This window comes from Vibrio sp. A8-1, assembly GCF_013048685.1.
GTDB classification, from domain to species: Bacteria; Pseudomonadota; Gammaproteobacteria; order Enterobacterales; family Vibrionaceae; genus Vibrio; species Vibrio metschnikovii.
In genome coordinates, this window is sequence record NZ_VHTC01000048.1 from 1 (window position 1) to 17,297 (window position 17,297).

16 protein-coding genes and 2 pseudogenes are annotated in these 17,297 nt (G+C 41.7%); 14 read left to right on the forward strand and 4 right to left on the reverse strand.

The window, feature by feature from the left end; translation table 11 throughout:
• Positions 1-392: 392 nt before the first annotated feature.
• The 3 genes and pseudogenes from FKN93_RS15965 to FKN93_RS15975 form a co-directional block, all read left to right on the forward strand.
• Positions 393-608, forward strand: a pseudogene (locus FKN93_RS15965) (PhzF family phenazine biosynthesis protein); the annotation flags it as partial.
• Positions 609-703: 95 nt separating this feature from the next.
• A complete protein-coding gene (locus FKN93_RS15970) occupies positions 704-1,831 on the forward strand; it encodes an ISAs1 family transposase (RefSeq protein ID WP_170905629.1) in 1,128 nt (375 codons plus the stop codon).
• A 21-nt stretch (positions 1,832-1,852) separates the two neighbouring features.
• Positions 1,853-2,386 (forward strand): annotated as a pseudogene (locus FKN93_RS15975) (PhzF family phenazine biosynthesis protein); the annotation flags it as partial.
• Positions 2,387-2,963: 577 nt separating this feature from the next.
• Here FKN93_RS15975 and FKN93_RS15985 read toward each other — a convergent pair.
• Positions 2,964-3,515: a TetR/AcrR family transcriptional regulator gene (locus tag FKN93_RS15985; RefSeq protein WP_099610006.1), complete on the reverse strand. Its 552-nt coding sequence runs from the start codon at positions 3,513-3,515 to the stop codon at positions 2,964-2,966.
• A 93-nt stretch (positions 3,516-3,608) separates the two neighbouring features.
• On the opposite strand from FKN93_RS15985, the gene FKN93_RS15990 reads away from it, so the two are divergent.
• Both FKN93_RS15990 and FKN93_RS15995 read left to right on the forward strand, forming a co-directional pair.
• Complete coding sequence (locus tag FKN93_RS15990) at positions 3,609-4,079, forward strand: HPP family protein (RefSeq protein WP_170905630.1); 471 nt, start codon at positions 3,609-3,611, stop codon at positions 4,077-4,079.
• A 133-nt stretch (positions 4,080-4,212) separates the two neighbouring features.
• Positions 4,213-4,752: a hydrolase gene (locus FKN93_RS15995; RefSeq protein ID WP_170905631.1), complete on the forward strand. Its 540-nt coding sequence runs from the start codon at positions 4,213-4,215 to the stop codon at positions 4,750-4,752.
• A 165-nt stretch (positions 4,753-4,917) separates the two neighbouring features.
• Here the strand turns inward: FKN93_RS15995 and FKN93_RS16005 are convergent, their stop codons facing one another.
• The 3 genes from FKN93_RS16005 to FKN93_RS16015 form a co-directional block, all read right to left on the reverse strand.
• Positions 4,918-5,250 carry a PBPRA1643 family SWIM/SEC-C metal-binding motif protein gene (locus FKN93_RS16005; protein ID WP_040905003.1) on the reverse strand — a complete coding sequence of 111 codons (333 nt, stop codon included), beginning with the start codon at positions 5,248-5,250 and terminating at the stop codon, positions 4,918-4,920.
• Between the two features lie 153 nt (positions 5,251-5,403).
• The gene (locus FKN93_RS16010; protein ID WP_170905632.1) at positions 5,404-7,161 is read right to left on the reverse strand and encodes a diguanylate cyclase; all 1,758 of its coding nucleotides are present in this window, start codon (positions 7,159-7,161) and stop codon (positions 5,404-5,406) included.
• A 153-nt stretch (positions 7,162-7,314) separates the two neighbouring features.
• Positions 7,315-8,550 carry a GGDEF domain-containing protein gene (locus FKN93_RS16015; RefSeq protein ID WP_170905633.1) on the reverse strand — a complete coding sequence of 412 codons (1,236 nt, stop codon included), beginning with the start codon at positions 8,548-8,550 and terminating at the stop codon, positions 7,315-7,317.
• A 298-nt stretch (positions 8,551-8,848) separates the two neighbouring features.
• Here FKN93_RS16015 and FKN93_RS16020 point away from each other — a divergent pair, with 298 nt between their 5' ends.
• The 9 genes from FKN93_RS16020 (at position 8,849) to FKN93_RS16060 (ending at position 17,134) form a co-directional block, all read left to right on the forward strand.
• Positions 8,849-9,226, forward strand: coding sequence for a late competence development ComFB family protein (locus tag FKN93_RS16020; RefSeq protein WP_004396309.1), 378 nt, complete (start codon positions 8,849-8,851; stop codon positions 9,224-9,226).
• A gap of 2 nt (positions 9,227-9,228) precedes the next feature.
• Positions 9,229-9,507 carry an HlyU family transcriptional regulator gene (locus FKN93_RS16025; protein WP_170905634.1) on the forward strand — a complete coding sequence of 93 codons (279 nt, stop codon included), beginning with the start codon at positions 9,229-9,231 and terminating at the stop codon, positions 9,505-9,507.
• Between the two features lie 95 nt (positions 9,508-9,602).
• Complete coding sequence (locus FKN93_RS16030; protein ID WP_170905635.1) at positions 9,603-11,144, forward strand: Re/Si-specific NAD(P)(+) transhydrogenase subunit alpha; 1,542 nt, start codon at positions 9,603-9,605, stop codon at positions 11,142-11,144.
• Between the two features lie 12 nt (positions 11,145-11,156).
• On the forward strand, positions 11,157-12,533 hold the full coding sequence (pntB, locus tag FKN93_RS16035) for a Re/Si-specific NAD(P)(+) transhydrogenase subunit beta (RefSeq protein ID WP_158137343.1): 1,377 nt from the start codon (positions 11,157-11,159) through the stop codon (positions 12,531-12,533).
• 185 nt (positions 12,534-12,718) lie between these two features.
• Positions 12,719-14,194, forward strand: a complete 1,476-nt coding sequence (gene vxrA / locus FKN93_RS16040) for a sensor histidine kinase VxrA (RefSeq protein ID WP_154171054.1) — start codon at positions 12,719-12,721, stop codon at positions 14,192-14,194.
• Positions 14,169-14,828 carry a response regulator transcription factor VxrB gene (gene vxrB / locus FKN93_RS16045; RefSeq protein ID WP_154171055.1) on the forward strand — a complete coding sequence of 220 codons (660 nt, stop codon included), beginning with the start codon at positions 14,169-14,171 and terminating at the stop codon, positions 14,826-14,828. Before vxrA ends, vxrB begins: the two co-directional genes overlap by 26 nt.
• A gap of 3 nt (positions 14,829-14,831) precedes the next feature.
• Entirely contained in the window at positions 14,832-15,707 is an 876-nt protein-coding gene (locus FKN93_RS16050; protein WP_158137342.1) for a DUF2861 family protein, read from the forward strand.
• A gap of 58 nt (positions 15,708-15,765) precedes the next feature.
• Complete coding sequence (locus FKN93_RS16055) at positions 15,766-16,929, forward strand: conjugal transfer protein TraF (protein ID WP_170905636.1); 1,164 nt, start codon at positions 15,766-15,768, stop codon at positions 16,927-16,929.
• A gap of 40 nt (positions 16,930-16,969) precedes the next feature.
• On the forward strand, positions 16,970-17,134 hold the full coding sequence (locus FKN93_RS16060) for a YoaH family protein (RefSeq protein ID WP_004396324.1): 165 nt from the start codon (positions 16,970-16,972) through the stop codon (positions 17,132-17,134).
• Positions 17,135-17,297 lie beyond the last annotated feature (163 nt).

Below are 17,297 nucleotides of genomic sequence, written 5' to 3' on the forward strand. Positions count from 1 at the left end.
GGCTCTGCTCTGATAAATTGTGTGCGCAAAAGGTTCGATTGTTGCTGAACGGTCTCTTCCTTTGGCGTTGCTGGTTTATTGATTCCGCAGGCTATTTCGCTTCAACTTATTTGGGATCTTATCGGCACCAATGATTGCTGAAAGTAGGCAAGTTTATCATTTTGAGTTAAAGTGGCTTTAACCAATGAACATTGTAAAAGTTCAATGTAATCAATAGGTAATAAAGCATAACAAACGCTTCAAGAGGGACAGCCAACGCGTGGCATTTTTACTATGCGTTGGTTTCGGTGATTACGGTGTTATGCGGTAAGTTGGTAGTAGCGTTTCGGGCTACTTAATTGGGCGTTAAATTGCAATCGAGGTATTAGATTATCAAAGTAGATATTTATGATGTGTTTATCGGTGAATCAGCATCCGGCAATCCTTGTGGCGTTGTAGGGTTAACTAGTTGGCTTCCTGATTCCGAGTTGCATCAAATCACTCGTGAAATTGGACAACCAGTTACTTCCTTTATTACAAAAATCGATGGACAATTTCATATTCGTTGGTTTTCACTTGATGGCGAAATTAATCTTTGTGGACACGGAAGTTTGGGAGCAGGTGCAGCCCAGGGCAAGATCATGAACGTTTTTTGCGCAATGCGAGGTTAAGTTTGACCTGACGTGCGGGCTGTGATCTTATGCTCCTTTTTTAAGGTGTTGCCATGAATATTAATACCATCAAAGAGCACTTCAGCATCATCCGTGACGAACGGCAAAGCGCAAAAGTTGACTACCCTCTGTTTGATATTTTGTTTGGTTCAATCTGCGCCGTGATAGCCGGTGGTCAAGGCTGGACCGACATTCGTGAATATGTTCTTGGTCACCATGAGTGGTTTCTTAAACAGGGTCTGTTTGAAAACGGCGTGCCTGTTGACGATACCTTTGCTCGTCTGATCGCAGGTATTGACCCTGCCGAGTTTCGCGACTGTTTCCTGGGCTGGATGAATGCGGTACATACCTTGACGTGTGGTGAGGTGGTTGCCATTGATGGCAAGACTTTACGCGGCTCCTACGATAGAGATGACAGACAAAGCACCATCCATATGGTGAGCGCCTACGCGAGTGCCAACCAACTGGTATTGGGCCAACTCAAAACTGATAATAAGAGCAATGAAATCACCGCAATTCCGGAATTGATTAAGATGCTCGACTTGCGCGGAGCCGTCGTGACGATTGATGCGATGGCCTGCCAGACCAAAATTGCCAAGGTAATTACCAACAAAGGCGGTGATTACTTGTTGGCAGTAAAGGGGAACCAAGGCAAGTTGTCGGCAGCCGTACAGGCCGCCTTCGCCCCACACCGTCGTGCTCCGATTGAAAAAAACACCTATCACATCGAGAAACAGAAAGGCCGTGTTGAAGCACGAACTTGCCATGTACTCAAGGCCTGCGAGTTGGAGGGTGACTTCTCTACGTGGAGCCGACTAAGCAGTATAGTCATGGTTGAAAATTACCGAGCCGCAAAAGGCAAAGCACCAGTGTTGGAGTACCGCTACTACATCAGTTCAGCTGACCTGACTCCGGAGCAAGCTGGAAATGCTATTCGAGCCCACTGGGGCATTGAGTCAATGCATTGGATTTTAGATGTGAGCATGCGGGAAGATGCTTGTCAGATTTACCGAGAAAACGCAGCTGAAAACTTGGCAGGGTTAAGACACATGGCGCTTAACATGCTAAGAGCTGAGCCAACCAAAATTAGTGTGCCAATGAAGCAGAAGCGTTGCATGATGAACCCCGGCTTCTTGGAGCAAGTCTTGTTAGCTGGATTTAAGTTGGCGGCTAAATTCTAACCATTCATGCGGACGCCCTGAGGTGCAGCCCTTATTTCTAAATACCCATTTAATAAAGTTGTTTTTCATAGTAAACACGGTGAAGTGGTAATTTCAAAAAGAAATGACCAATATGCACTTGTATTGCCGAGTTGGCTTGGTCAGACTTGTACTGTGCCAACAGAGATATCTGATTTAGCTGTTGATGTTATAGATGTTTATTCTACACGAGACCTAGTCCTTGTTTTTCCTTCTATTGAAGCGGTAATTAATTTCCAACCAGACTATGAGCGCCTTAAGCAGTTAAGTGAATATCATGCTTTAATCGTAACGGCATCTTATGGTAAAAGTGGTTATGTTTTAAGATACTTCGCCCCCAAGATTGGTATATCAGAAGACTTAGCGACAGGTTCAGCTCAGTGTTCTCTTGCACAATATTGGTTCAATAAGCTTGGTTTGGATTCATTGAATGTTCATCAACTTTCCAGTTCAGGTGGTTATTTTGAAGTTGAGCGAATGTCAGAAAATTTAATCACAGTGCTCGCTCAAGCTAAGTTACGGTGTAATGCAATTTAACAAACGCTTCAAGAGGGACTTCCAACGCGTGGCATTTTCATTATGCGTTGGTTTTTGTGGTTACGGTGTTATGCGGAAACTTGGTAGTAGCGTTGTCAGCCCCTTAAGCGGGCGTTATATTTCTCTTAAATTCAACGTACTACAAATTTAAAAGTTAAGTGGTAATGTGAGTGTTTTTCTGGTTGATGATTTCTTGTGAAGCATAGCTGTTGATTAGATCAAGTTTATCAATGTCTAACGAACATTATTGTTTAATCGCATTTAGCAGCTCTTTTGATTTAGTTTACATTAATGGCTTATTTCTTTGATATTTATCATCAGAATCAATGGGTAAGCTTGATTCGATTTCAAAATTAATTTTTTTTGTATCGAAATCTGGCTCAACTGACGTTAAGCTTTTGATGTTATGTACTATTTTCAAAGGTTGTTTGGTGTTTCAGTGGCTGTATGGAACTGAAATATAACAAACAATTCAAGCAGACCCTCAACGCGTGGCATTTTTGTTTTGCGTTGAGTTTAGTGATTACGGTGTTGTGCGGGCAGTTGGTAGTAGCGTTTCGGGCTACTTAATTGGGCGTTAGCACTCAAACGATTCCAGTATTTGAATACATTTTGATGTCACCAAATTTCCATTTCCACCGAGATGTGCGGTAACTATTGCTCCCTCCTTCATAATACAGATAGCATCAAGCAATGTGCTATCGGTACTTATAAGATGGCGACTAATAATTTCCCGTACTTGTTCTTTGTGGAAGTGACAGAATTGAAATATTTCGCTGTTCATGTCGCTAAATTCTGCTGAAGTATTAATGAAAAAGCAGCCTCTAAAATCACCTAACATATTCTCTTTGTGCTCAAACCAACTTGCTAGCGATAAAAATAAACGGTGAATGACATCCTGATTTGAATTAGAACCTGAGAGCTTGTGTTCTAACCACGAGGTAAATATTTCGTGTCGTTTTTGTAAAGATGCAATAATTAAGGCTTCTTTACTTTCAAAATGAGAATAGAGAGTGCGTTTTGCTACACCAGAAACACTGATTACTTCATTGATTCCAATCGAATTTATTCCATTTTTATAAAAAAGGTCTAATGCTGTATCTATCAGTAATTGACGTTTTGGATTCATTTTATTTCTCCTTTAAATAGATATTGACATGTGTAGACCGAATTGTCTACCCTGTTTATGTAGACAGATTGGTCTACTTTTTGGAGTGTATTTATGAATAGTATGGTCATGTCGATTTTTGCGGGTGTCGGGGCTTTTTTAGCCATAGGGTTACTCTCTTTTCTAGATTCAACATTGAATGAAGTTGCCTTATTAATGGCTCCTTTTGGTGCTACAGCGGTGCTTGTGTTTGGGGTGCCAAGTAGCCCTCTTGCTCAGCCTAAAAATGTTATTTTTGGGCACTTAATTACAGCTTTTGTTGGGGTGTTTTTTACGCAGTATATTGGTGTATCACCAGTTACATTGGCGCTAGCAACGGGAATAGCGGTGAGTGCAATGTTAATGACAAAAACGACACATCCCCCTGCAGGTGCAAATCCGTTGTTAATCATGCTATCGGGACAAAGTTGGGGTTTTCTAATTACGCCAGTTTTATTAGGTGCAATTTTGATTGTATTAGCAGGTAAAAGTATGCAAATGTTGGTAGTTAAGTGGGAAGCAGTTAAAGTGCTAACAAGGCGTTAAAGAGGGATTCGCAACGCGCGGAATTTTCGTTATTCATTGATTTTATTGGTTTTTAGTGCAATGCGGTTAGTTGGTCGTTGCGTTGCTCACCCCTTAGCGCGGCGTTATAAGGTGGTTTAGCAAAGGAGTCTGTATGCTTGACAAGGAAAACACTGGTCTGATTATCGTTGATATCCAAGGTAAGTTGGCTCGATTGGTCTCTGACAGTAATGAGCTTGTTTCAAACTGCATAAAACTAATTAAAGGAGCTCAATTGCTAGGATTGCCAATAGTTTTGCTTGAGCAAAATCCAGCTAAATTAGGTCAAACCATCGAAGAGCTCAGTGTGTTATTGAGTAATCAACAACCGATTAGCAAGTTCAGTTTTGATGCTTGTGGTGAACCTCGTTTCGTCGAAGTTATCCAAAAATCAAATAAAACGTCTTGGTTAATATGTGGTATCGAAGCTCATATATGTGTTTATCAAACGGCTATTCACCTCAAAAATCTGGGTTATAACATACATTTAGTAGGTGATTGTGTGTCTTCGCGTAATGAATCGAATAAGGAGCTAGCAATTAAAAAGCTAGCAGGTGCTGGCGTTGATATAACAGGCTTAGAAATGTGTCTTTATGAACTGGTTAAAAATTGTCGAGCGCCAGAGTTTAAAGAAATACTTAATCTAATTAAGTAGTTATCCACCTTATAACAAACGCTTCAAGAGGGACTTCCAACGCGTGGCATTTTCATTATGCGTTGGTTTTTGTGGTTACGGTGTTATGCGGAAAGTTGGTAGTAGCGTTGTCAGCCCTATAAGAAAACCGTCAGAAGACGGTTTTTAATCTAACTGGTCTATATTTTAAGCGCAGCACTTTTTGTACTTTTTTCCGCTTCCGCAAATACACGATTCATTACGGTTTGGTGTTTTGTCATAGGTAATAGTTTTAGGTTTGTTTAGTAGCGTATCAAGTTCAATAGTGTTCTCTGGCTGCTTTGAGTCTATGACAATATGAGCCACAATCGAGTGCTCAGAAAGTAAAGTCTCTATCTCAGCTTTACGAGCCTCGGTTGAGACGACAATATTAATTGGAGCTTCCTCAGTGCCTGTTTTTATATCACGCTTTACGTTGTAGCCTGACATAACGTGGTTTTGTCTAGCATCGATTCGACCTTTGAAAAATAGTTTGGACATTTGCAGCTCACTGATAGATTGGTGTGGTGTAGTTTGGTCGCGATTATACGGCACAATGGCAATTGATAAAGAAGTTCCTACAATAGGCGGTATATAAAGTTGAGCATTTTCATTGTGTGTAAAGTTACTAGCAGTATCGTTAGTTCAACGTTGCTATACGTTCACTTGCTTATTGCGATACATTTCTCGGTCAGCTCTATTAAGCAATTCTGACGCGGTATCTCCATCATTAGGGAAGTTAGCTACTCCGAGGCTAGCATGAATCGATAATGTTTTTTCTTTTAAAACAAAAGGTTTTTGAAAGGCATGTTCGATTTTTCGTACCACATCATTGATATGTTCGCTTGGTAAATGAGGCAATAAAATGACAAATTCATCACCCCCGATACGAGCTAAAGTATCCGATGCTCTAATACTCTCAGTCAGACGTTGTGAGATCGCCTGCAAAAGTTCATCGCCCACTTGATGTCCCCAGTAGTCATTGACAGGTTTAAATTTGTCCAAATCAATAAAGATAACGGCAAACTGAATAGGATTACGTTTAGCTTGTAAAATTAACTGTTCCATTCTTTCCATAAGTAGCCTGCGATTTGCCAGCCCAGTTAACGTATCATGATTAGCGAGATGGGTAATTTCACGTTCCGCTTGTTTTCTATCCGTAATGTCACTGATAAAGTTTAAAGAAGCGGGTTCACCATACCAGTCAACCATAACGCCACTGACTTCAATATCAATGATATGTCCATTAGCATGAATTAGCTGTGCTTGATAGCGTTGCGGCGGTGTTGCTTCTTTACTTAGACGCTGATGATGGGCTTTTAACACAGCAGGTTGGTATTCTGGACTCACTAGGTCGAGGAATGAAGAAAGCTTAAGAAGTTGCTCAATATTGAGACCAACGATTTGCGCTAAATAGTGATTAGCGTATACAAAACGTTGATTCTGAATAACGCCAATCCCTTCATGGGCAGTATCAACCAATGAGCGATAAAAGCGTTCACTTTCTCGAAGTCGTAATTCAATGTTATCTTTTTCCACTAACGTGGTTTCTAATTGAGATTTTAGTGCTAATAAACGTCGATGAGAGCGGTACTGTAGTAACCCGGCAAATAATAATGCACAGATAATGATCATAGAAATCATGATGATTTTTACGATCATTATCCAGTCGTAACGATAACTCACAGAAATAGGTACGTGTCGATTAATGGCTTGATTGATATCTTCGACAGTCAATGTGGCAATGGCCTGATCTAATTGTTCTAGCAATAATGGGTGCTGGTGAAGTACACCGATTCGTAACAAATTCTTATAGTCACCGATTTCACCTGCGATTTTAAGATTAAACCAGCCTTCGTTTCTAATAGTATACGCTGCGACTAATAATGAACGTAATGTTGCATCGGCTAGCCCTCTATCCACTAAATCGAAAGCCTCTCGTTCTGTATCAACAGGGATTAAATTGATGTTTGGATAGTCACGTTTAAGAAATTCATACACAGAGGTACCGATAGGCAGAACAATACTACTATCGGTACTGGCGAGATCGTTTAAGTTATCTACATAGTGATGCTCGTGTCGAGTAATTAAGACGTTAGGATTAACAAGATACGGCCGAGTGAAATTAAGCCATTGGCTGCGTTGTTCGGTTTTATTGAGTAACGCCAGAATATCGCATTCCCCAGCTTGGGATTTGACTAAGCTTTCGTTCCAATCCACTGTTGGTATTACGACGAACTCCAACTTGGCTCGCTGAAAAATCACTCGTAATAAATCTGCTGCAATGCCAACAAACTGACCATCAGGGGTGATTTTCTCTAAAGGTTCCCAATCAGGATCGACACACATCCGTACAGCTTGCTGTGACCAATCCCGGTCAGCCCATGCGATAGCGGGAAAGGCTACTGTCATTAGGCATAGCATTTTAATAAGATATTTATTAATGACGTTAAAAAAAATGGTCAATGCATCGATTCTCTATACAGTGCGGTTAAAAAATTAATCACAAGAAAACATTAGCATACTTTTATTTGATAAGTTGCGATGGGTGATAACAATTGTTACTTACTTAATGACTTTTATGCAATTTCGCCCAGCTTTTTTAGCGTTATACAAAGCTTGATCGGCTAAGGTTAATGCAGATTTTGGGGTGGGCTCTACGTGACTATCACAAATGCCGATACTAATAGTAATAGTAACGGATTTCGCTTTATGACGTTTACGTTTTTTTGAACCTTCTTGATGATTAGCGGGGCGAGTGTCTGTATCTCGAATCACTAAATCGTAATGTTCGATATCGTGACGTAACCACTCTAAATGTGGTTTTGCTTGTTCTGCCGTTTTGCCTTTAAAAAGCAAAGTAAATTCTTCACCACCATAACGATAAGCTCGTCCATTACCGGGAACGAGCCGTAAGCGACTGGCAACAAGTTTTAGCACATCGTCACCAGTTTCATGGCCATAGGTATCATTGAATGCCTTAAAGTGATCGACATCAACCATTGCAATCGTGAAGTTTTTCCCTAAACGCTGCAGGTCAAGATCCAAAGCATGTCGGGCAGGCAGTTGAGTTAATCGGTCATTGAAAGCCAATGCATGACCTGCTGCGATCAAATACAAGATCAATAAGACACCAGCGAGTGAAAAAAGAATGCTGGATATAAAGGAAACGTGGAAAAAAATAAAGGTAGTGCTGGTTAACAATAAAGCGCTGTAAATAGTGGCATCGATCATACGATTTCTGGTTAATACTAAAATCGCACAGACACCGACTAAAGCGAAAAGATAAAGTACTAGAATAAAGGGTAATCGAGAAATTTGCGGAACGCTGTAAAGTAGACCTTCATGTAAATCAATAACAGAGCCATCATAAAAGTGAGTAACACTCAACATCCCCCACAGTAACAACATCAGTAACAGCCCGATGAATTTGGCAAAACTGCGTGTAGCGAGCCCTTGATTATAAAAAGCATAGCTAATGAGACAAGCCACGGGAAGTAGCGTTGCCAAGAGAGACAATTCAAGTAATGTTGAACCATCGGATAGGGGGGATTGCAGTCGGTATTGAACAATCAGGTAACTTACCAGCAACACACTGGCGATCATGGCTATCCGACTTTGCTTAAATAAATGAGCGATAGCAATAGCGCTGACAAAAAGCACGTAAGGTAAATTTTGCGCAAAGCCAATATTGCTTTGCACGACCATAACGAGGTTATCGATTCCGATCCAGACTGTAATAAGTAACAGGATAGGGAAGGCAAAACGAAACCAAGATGAAGAAGCAAAATCTGTCGACATAGATTATTCATGCGCCATTTGAATCAATGTAGTCCCTTATTGGTGAAAAGTTTCGCAAATGGTTTAAGTCCCTTTGGTTATAAGAATACGTTGATTTCAATAATTGCCAAGTTTTTTGCTACACTGAACAGGTGTTAATCGGATGCTTTAACATTTTTACTCAGATATACCCAAACGACTTGAAGTTGCAGGTAGCCAACACCGCTGCAGCTTTAAGTAGGAGGGGTATAGCTCATTTTAGTATCATTGGTCGAAACATAGGCTTAAGGATAAGTTCGCATGATTCAGGAGAAAACGGATGCAGTTAAATGTTGATGTACATAACTATATGGAAACGTTAGTAGGACAAGTATTGATTCAGCGTCAATATAGTGAGAAATACAATCATGACCAATTAGCGGATCTGGCCTGTCTTGCATTGAGTCAAATGCGCCCGGTTTATATCCGACATGATGTCGACTTCCTTTCAGCCCTTCCTGAAGAGCGGTTGGTGATTTTAAAACAACAAGCTCTCGCTGCCATTCAAGCGGCGGAACCCATGATCATTGAAGATCGTCGTACTATGCGAGATAAAGACATTCCCGTTATTTTATCTCAAGCTCGGTTTGATCACGATAATCCGTTAGAATGGTATGAAGAGCCAATTCTTAAGAACAACAAGAAACATAAGGAGTAGTTGTGGGATTATTTGCTCGCTGGTTTGGGGGAAGAGAGGAAAAGCAACAAGAATCAATTCAGCCTGTTGAATATAAAGGTATGCTCATTTATCAAGAATCGATCGCGGAAAACGGCCAATACCGAGTCGCTGGCCGAATTACTCAAGAGATTAATGGTGAGTTACAGACCCATCGTTTTATTCGTTCTGATATTTTGTCGAATAAACAAGAGGCTGATCAGTTAATGTTAAAAAAAGCTCAGCTTTTCATTGATCAGATGAGTGGTCAGATCTTTAACTAATTTCTCCAGTCGTTGACAGAAGTCATGAATAAAAGAACGCTAAGTCGCTATGCTTAGCGTTCTTTTATTTTTTGTCCCAAAATCAAGGAAATGATATGCGAATTGGTGTACCAAAAGAGAGGCTAGCGGGGGAAACGCGAGTTGCAGCCTCACCTTCATCAGTAGAGCAACTGATAAAACTCGGCTTTGAGGTTGTGGTTGAATCTCAAGCCGGTTCATTAGCGAGTTTTGAAGACAGTGCATTCCAAGTGGCTGGTGCGATGGTTGAACCCTCCGAGGTAGTATGGAATTGCGATATTGTCTTAAAAGTGAATGCGCCAATTTACAATGAGCAAATCGATGAAGTCTCGTTATTAAAAGAGCACGCGACATTAATCTGTTTTATTTGGCCAGCTCAACATCCTCAGTTGCTAGAAAAACTGGCAATGAAAAGCATTAATGTATTAGCGATGGATTGCGTGCCGCGCATCTCTCGAGCTCAAGCCTTAGACGCATTATCATCAATGGCGAATATCGCTGGCTATCGAGCGGTCGTAGAAGCGGCCCATCAGTTTGGCCGTTTCTTTACTGGGCAGATCACCGCTGCTGGTAAAGTCCCTCCCGCGAATGTCTTTATCGCTGGTGCCGGGGTAGCTGGCCTTGCTGCTATAGGTGCAGCAGGAAGCCTTGGCGCAATTGTTAGAGCGTTCGATGTTCGTCCTGAAGTTAAAGAGCAAGTGCAATCAATGGGCGCTGAGTTTCTGGAAATTGATCATCTGCCGACGGTTGCTTCGAGTGATGGGTACGCTCGAGAAATGTCGGATGATTTCAATCAAAAAGCAGCAGAGCTTTACGCAGAGCAAGCAAAAAAAGCCGATATTATTATCACTACCGCACTGATCCCTGGTAAACCAGCACCGACACTCATCACCAAATCGATGGTAGATAGCATGAAACCGGGTAGTGTGATTGTTGATCTGGCGGCTGAAAATGGGGGAAACTGTGAGTATACGGTCAAAGATCAACTGATCACGACTGATAATGGCGTAAAAATTATTGGCTATACCGATATGGTAGGTCGCCTTCCCACTCAAGCTTCTCAGCTTTATGCAACGAATTTAGTCAATTTATTGAAACTGCTTTGTAAAGAGAAGAACGGCGTAATTAACATCGATTTTGACGATGTTGTATTGCGTGGCGTCACTGTCATTAAGCAAGGTGAGATCACCTGGCCTGCTCCGCCTATCCCAGTCTCTGTGCAGCAGCCTGCCCAAAGCAAACCGATGGTAGAGAAACCACCCAAGCAACCTGCATCACCTTGGAAAAAATTGGTTGGCTTAGCGGCTGGTGTCGGTGTCTTTGCCTGGATAGCATCGGTAGCTCCAGCCGCTTTTCTCGGCCATTTTACGGTTTTTGTGTTAGCTTGTGTGGTTGGTTATTACGTAGTGTGGAATGTAACTCATGCATTACATACCCCTTTAATGTCAGTAACTAACGCTATCTCTGGAATTATTATCGTCGGTGCTTTAGTACAAATCGGCCAAGGCAATGGGATAGTAACCTTTTTGGCATTTATTGCCGTTTTGATTGCAAGCATCAATATTTTTGGCGGCTTTACGGTCACGAAACGTATGCTTGACATGTTCCGTAAAGACTAAGGGAGAATAATAATGTCTGCAGGATTAGTACACGCGGCTTATATTATTGCTGCCTTATGTTTTATTTTGAGTCTAGCGGGATTATCGAAACAAGAATCAGCACGCACCGGTAACTATTACGGTATGGCCGGTATGACGATCGCGCTGCTAGCTACCATCTTCAGTCCTGAGGCACAAGGGCTGAGCTGGATTATTTTAGCCATGATCATCGGGGCCGTCATTGGGATCCGTTTCGCCAATAAAGTAGAGATGACACAGATGCCAGAGCTCGTTGCGATGTTGCACAGCTTTGTTGGTATGGCTGCCGTATTGGTCGGTTATAACAGTTTGCTCGATGCTCCTTTGGTCGATACTCATGCGGAACATGTAATTCATTTGGTCGAAGTTTTTATCGGAGTATTCATCGGTGCCGTAACGTTTACTGGGTCGATCGTCGCGTTTGGTAAATTGAGCGGTTCAATTAGCTCTTCGCCTCTAAATTTGCCACACAAGCATAAGTTAAATCTCGCGGCGTTAGTGATATCGGTTCTGTTACTCATGCAATTTTTAAAGATGGATGGCGGCTTATTGCCGTTGATCATCATGACCATGATTGCTTTAGCCTTTGGCTACCATCTGGTTGCTTCAATCGGTGGCGCTGATATGCCGGTTGTAGTTTCAATGCTCAACTCTTATTCGGGATGGGCCGCGGCGGCCGCTGGCTTTATGCTCGCCAATGATTTGCTGATTGTGACCGGCGCTTTAGTCGGATCGTCTGGGGCGATTCTGTCTTATATTATGTGTAAGGCGATGAACCGTTCATTCATCAGTGTAATTGCTGGTGGTTTTGGTCAAGAAGTAGTGATCAGCAGTGATGAACAGCAAGGTGAATACCGAGAAATAAACGCTGAAGAGGTGGCTGAACTTCTCAAGAACTCTCGTTCTGTCGTGATTACCCCGGGGTACGGTATGGCTGTCGCGCAAGCACAGTATCCTGTTTACGAGATCACCGAGAAGTTACGAGCATTAGGCATTGATGTCCGTTTTGGGATTCATCCTGTGGCTGGTCGGTTACCGGGTCACATGAATGTGCTATTAGCAGAAGCTAAAGTACCTTACGATATTGTATTAGAAATGGATGAAATTAACGATGACCTATCCAAAACCGATACCGTCTTAGTGATTGGAGCGAATGACACGGTCAATCCAGCGGCGTTAGATGATCCTCATAGTCCAATTGCAGGCATGCCAGTATTAGAAGTATGGCACGCGAAACAAGTGATTGTGTTTAAACGTTCAATGAATACGGGTTATGCAGGAGTGCAAAATCCGTTGTTCTTCAAAGACAATACCTTCATGTTATTTGGGGATGCGAAAGAGAGTGTAGACGCCATCTCCAAAGCATTGTAATCTGATGACATCAAAGCATGAAGCCAGCAATTTGCTGGCTTCATGCTTTCTGGTATACGAACAAAGCTTAAGAGGGAAGGGAAAATGTCCCGAACCAATAAGAGCGATACTTTGGTATATTATTGACAGTGATATAACAAGCGTTGTTTCTATTTATAGATAATACATCATCACTTTATGGTTTTATGATCAAACGATTATTTACATTGACAAGAACACTCATCCGCAGCTTAGTGCTTGCCGCTTGTACTTTTACTGTTTCAGCTTTTGCCGATTCCCTACCAGAGCGGATTGAACTGTTTGTATCGCTGTTTGATGAGCAGGCAGCTATGGTCACTTATGATATTCGAACGATTCAAAAAGAGTATCCTACTCGATTATTAACACCAGACAGCATGTTGCCACAAACTGCGTCCTATCCATTAAAAGATATTCAGCTTTTGTACCAGTTAGCACAAAATTGCTCGGGTAATTTACCATTGAACCCTTTAGTAACGGAACCTTTAGTCTTTACTCGAGCGTTGTGTAAAGGAAGTCAATTACCCGTGCGTTGGTTTGCCAGAAGCTCATTGATTCATCCTGGTGGTGGTACTTATGCTGCACGCTACGCAGAAGTTTATCCTGATCAATATGCACAACTTGAACCTTTTATGCATATTCAAGAGCGAGCGCAAGCACCTAGCCAATCTTTATTGGGCCGTTTGCAGAGAATGAACGAAGAGGCGATGAATGCATTGATCGCGGGTGCGATTATGTTTGGTGATAAGGATGAACTTTGGTTAAGAAAAGGCGATGAGTACTACTTATTCGATGATAGCATTTGGCAGCTAAATGCCAGTCAAGCGGGACTGGCATTTAGTTTTGTAGAAAGTGATAGCACATGTTTTGTTCAACGAGGCAATTTATGCTGGAACGTACAAGATCATACGGATTTACTTCGTATCAGTATGTTTGTATTGGTGTTGGCAAATATTTTTTTGGTGATCAGTTGGTCAATTTATCGTTGGAACTCTAAACGACAAGAAATGAAAAGTAGGATGCTAATCTTACAAATTCTAACTCATGAATTGAGAACGCCCATCGCTAGCTTATCATTAACAGTTGAAGGGTTTCGCCGAGAATTTGAACATTTACCCGAAACTGTATACGATGAGTTTCGTCGCCTTTGTGAGGATTCTCGCCGTTTAAGACAGCTTGCCGAAGCCAGTAAAGATTATCTACAGTCGGATAATAAACCGCTCGCGACCGCTTGGGTTCCATCGGTTGAAGAATGGTTGCAATACAAAGTAGAAGAAGAGTTTACTCAACCTATAGAGTTAATTGTTGAACAAGATATAGCGGCAAAGCTCAACGTATATTGGCTTGGGACCTGTATCGATAATTTAATTCGCAATGCCGTAAAATACGGTGTTGCTCCTGTAACCTTAGAAGTCACGTCAACAATTGATTCAGTTACCATCAAGGTGACTGATCAAGGAACGCTGACCCATAAAGATTGGCGTCATTTACGTAAGCCTTTTGTAAGTAAAAGTGGCTTAGGACTTGGCTTAACGATTGTTGAATCGATGGTTGGTAGAATGGGAGGTCGTTTGACCTTAATCGGACCACCAACCACGTTTATTTTGGAGATACCTTGTGAAACAGACATTGCTTCTCGTTGAAGATGATAAAAACCTTGCTGACGGTTTACTGGTAAGTTTAGAGCAAGCGGGATATGACTGTTTACATGCAGAAACTATCGCCGCAGTGGATCAATACTGGGAAAAAGCGGATTTAGTCATTTTAGATAGACAATTACCTGATGGTGATTCAATTTCTCATCTCGCGGAGTGGAAAGCTTTAAAAGAGATCCCTGTCATCTTATTGACCGCTTTAGTGACCGTTAAAGATAAAGTGACAGGCTTAGATGCGGGAGGAAATGACTATCTCACCAAACCGTTTGCTGAAGCTGAGTTATTTGCGCGGATCAGAGCGCAGCTTCGTTCACCGGATGGTGAAGATAATGACGACAGCAAAGTGATCACACCAAACTTGGTGATCGATAAAGCCACTCGAGAAGTATTTTTTAACCAACAGTGTATTACCTTAACGCGAACTGAGTTTGATTTATTGCTTTTTCTCGCCAGCAATTTAGGGCGAGTATTTACTCGCGATGAATTATTGGATCATGTGTGGGGTTACAATCATTTTCCAACGACACGAACGGTGGATACACACGTATTGCAATTGCGTCAGAAACTACCTGGGTTAGAAATAGAAACACTCCGTGGCGTTGGGTACAAGATGAAAGCCTAAATCATGCACAGTAAACTATGTCTTATTGGCACGCTAGTGTGCGTGCCTTTTTATGCACAAAGTGTTGAATGGTTTGAGAGTAGTAGTCCATTAACTCAAGTGCATCAGCATCTACTTAATAATGATCTCGATCGAATGTTTCATTCGCTGGTTGAAGTTTGGCAACTGAATCAAACCAAGAATACCAAAACACACCTAAACGATGTGTTGATCCAATCGTTATCAGTGGACTGTGGTAAGGGGCTAACCAGCAAAACCTTTCCGGTATGGCTAAATAGTATCGTCATTCGTAAGATAGATATTCAAAGCCCTGGTCGTGACGCATATCAAGTCATATTAGAAGCACAAAGCGATAAGGCACTCAATAATATAACGTTAACTCAATGGGTCGAGAGGCCTATTTCTACCGACAGCAGCTTCACCCGCTCAAGTGACGGCGTCACTGAAGGGGGAGTAACCTTTCGTAAACATTATAATCTGAATTCCAAGTTATCGATGGGGTTGTACCGAATCGATATCACGGCTGAAGATCAAGATTCGTGGAGCACTTGGGTTATCTTTGGCGAACCTAAAGCGAAGCAAACGGTTCGTTGGTCGAGTAAAGATCAATGGACGGTTGATAAAAATGCATTATTGAATCGCCATTGTCCATTGCCTCGCTTAGATGTGTCGGTGTACGATTATTTTGATGGTGAGTATAAAGAAATTTGGCAACAAAGTTATGAATCAAATTATCCGACTCAGCTTGAGTTAACCGATCTAACATCGGATCGCTACATCTTAGCGGTTTCAATGACCCATAAACGCTGGCAAGGGCCAATAATCATAGAGCAAGCTCAAGTTATCAGTAAAACCTATAATGTTTCTCTAGAGGAATGATTAAAGTTGATAGACAATAAGCCGTTATAACAACAAAGTAACCAACGGTTTATTGGATATGAACAGTAAAAAACATATTTGGCTTTTAACGCTTCCCGCACTGCTGGTTGCCACAGAGACTCTTGCCGCGAATTATGCAATTGAAGCACGCGGAGATGCCATGGGCGGCGTTGGCGTGGTCTCTGCAAACTATCTTACTGCTCCATTTTATAATCCTGCTCTAGTGGCTATTTATCGTCGTAATGATGATGCTGGGATGATTTTACCTAGCGTTGGATTTACCTATAACGATCCTGATAAATTAGTAAAAAGCATCGATAACATCGCTGATCTGATTAACAGCAATGACCCAAGTAAGGCCCCTGAATTACAAGCGGCTCTTAATGATATTGATGGTAATACACTCAATGCTAATCTTGGTGGGGTTATCGCTTTTGGTATACCAAACCGCTATATATCTGCCAATATATTTGGCAAAGCGTACACAGAAGTGTACGCCGCTCCCAGCATCGCATCAGATTGCCCTGTAAGTGGTGCTAATCCTAGCAACCCTGAATGTATTCTTGAGCAGGCACAAAATAGCGGTATTAATGCTGTATCTATTGCCGTTACTGAAGTTGGTATCTCGTTAGCCAAATATCAAACCTTCCTCGGTCAACATATGGCTTTTGGTATCACTCCGAAATTACAACGCATTTATACTTATCTTTATCAAGCCAGCTTTAACAACTATGAATTCAAAGATTTGTTAGATAACGGTACGGGAGAAACCACATTTAACATTGATGCTGGTGCGGTATGGTTTTATGGGCCTTATCGTTTAGGAGCGGCTGCCACCAATTTGATCAGTCGAGATATTTCAACGCAAACGGTAAACTCTGTTCAGTATGATTATCAAATTCGTCCACAAATCACGCTCGGTGCTGGCATCGTTGCTGATTATGCGACCTTGAGTGTGGATTATGATTTGAATACTGATCGTCGATTTAATAACTTTGCCGATGATACGCAAATGATCCGTATTGGTGGTGAAGTGGATATCATGCGTCAATTAAAATTGAGAGTAGGGTATAACAAAAATCTTGCCTACAGTGGTCGAGACGGTACCATCACTGCTGGAATTGGATTATCACCATTGAATATCATTCAGCTCGATATCGGAGCGAGCTATACCAATGAAAATGCTATGGGTGCATATATAAACTTCCTTGCTAGTTACTGATAGTCTCTTTATAGTGAGGCTCCCCAATAGGAGCCTATTTATGTTTGACGATATACCGACTTTAACTCACAGTGAACAGCAAGCCGCTGTCGAAAAAATTCAGCAAATGATGGCAGAAGGGATCAGTACCGCACAGGCGATTCAAATTGTATCTCAGGAAATTCGTCGTCAGTATGCTGAAGATCAGCAGAATAAAGCAGAATAATTGTCTATTTAAGAGGAGCACTCATGTGCTCTTTTTCTTGTATAGAGAAAACCCCCAGCTAGGCTGGGGGTTCCGTAAAGCTTTCAGCTATAAGTCAGTTATAAAGCCCCTTTCAATTTGTTAAAACACTCTTGCGGTCTGGCAACTGCGAGAGTTAAACGAA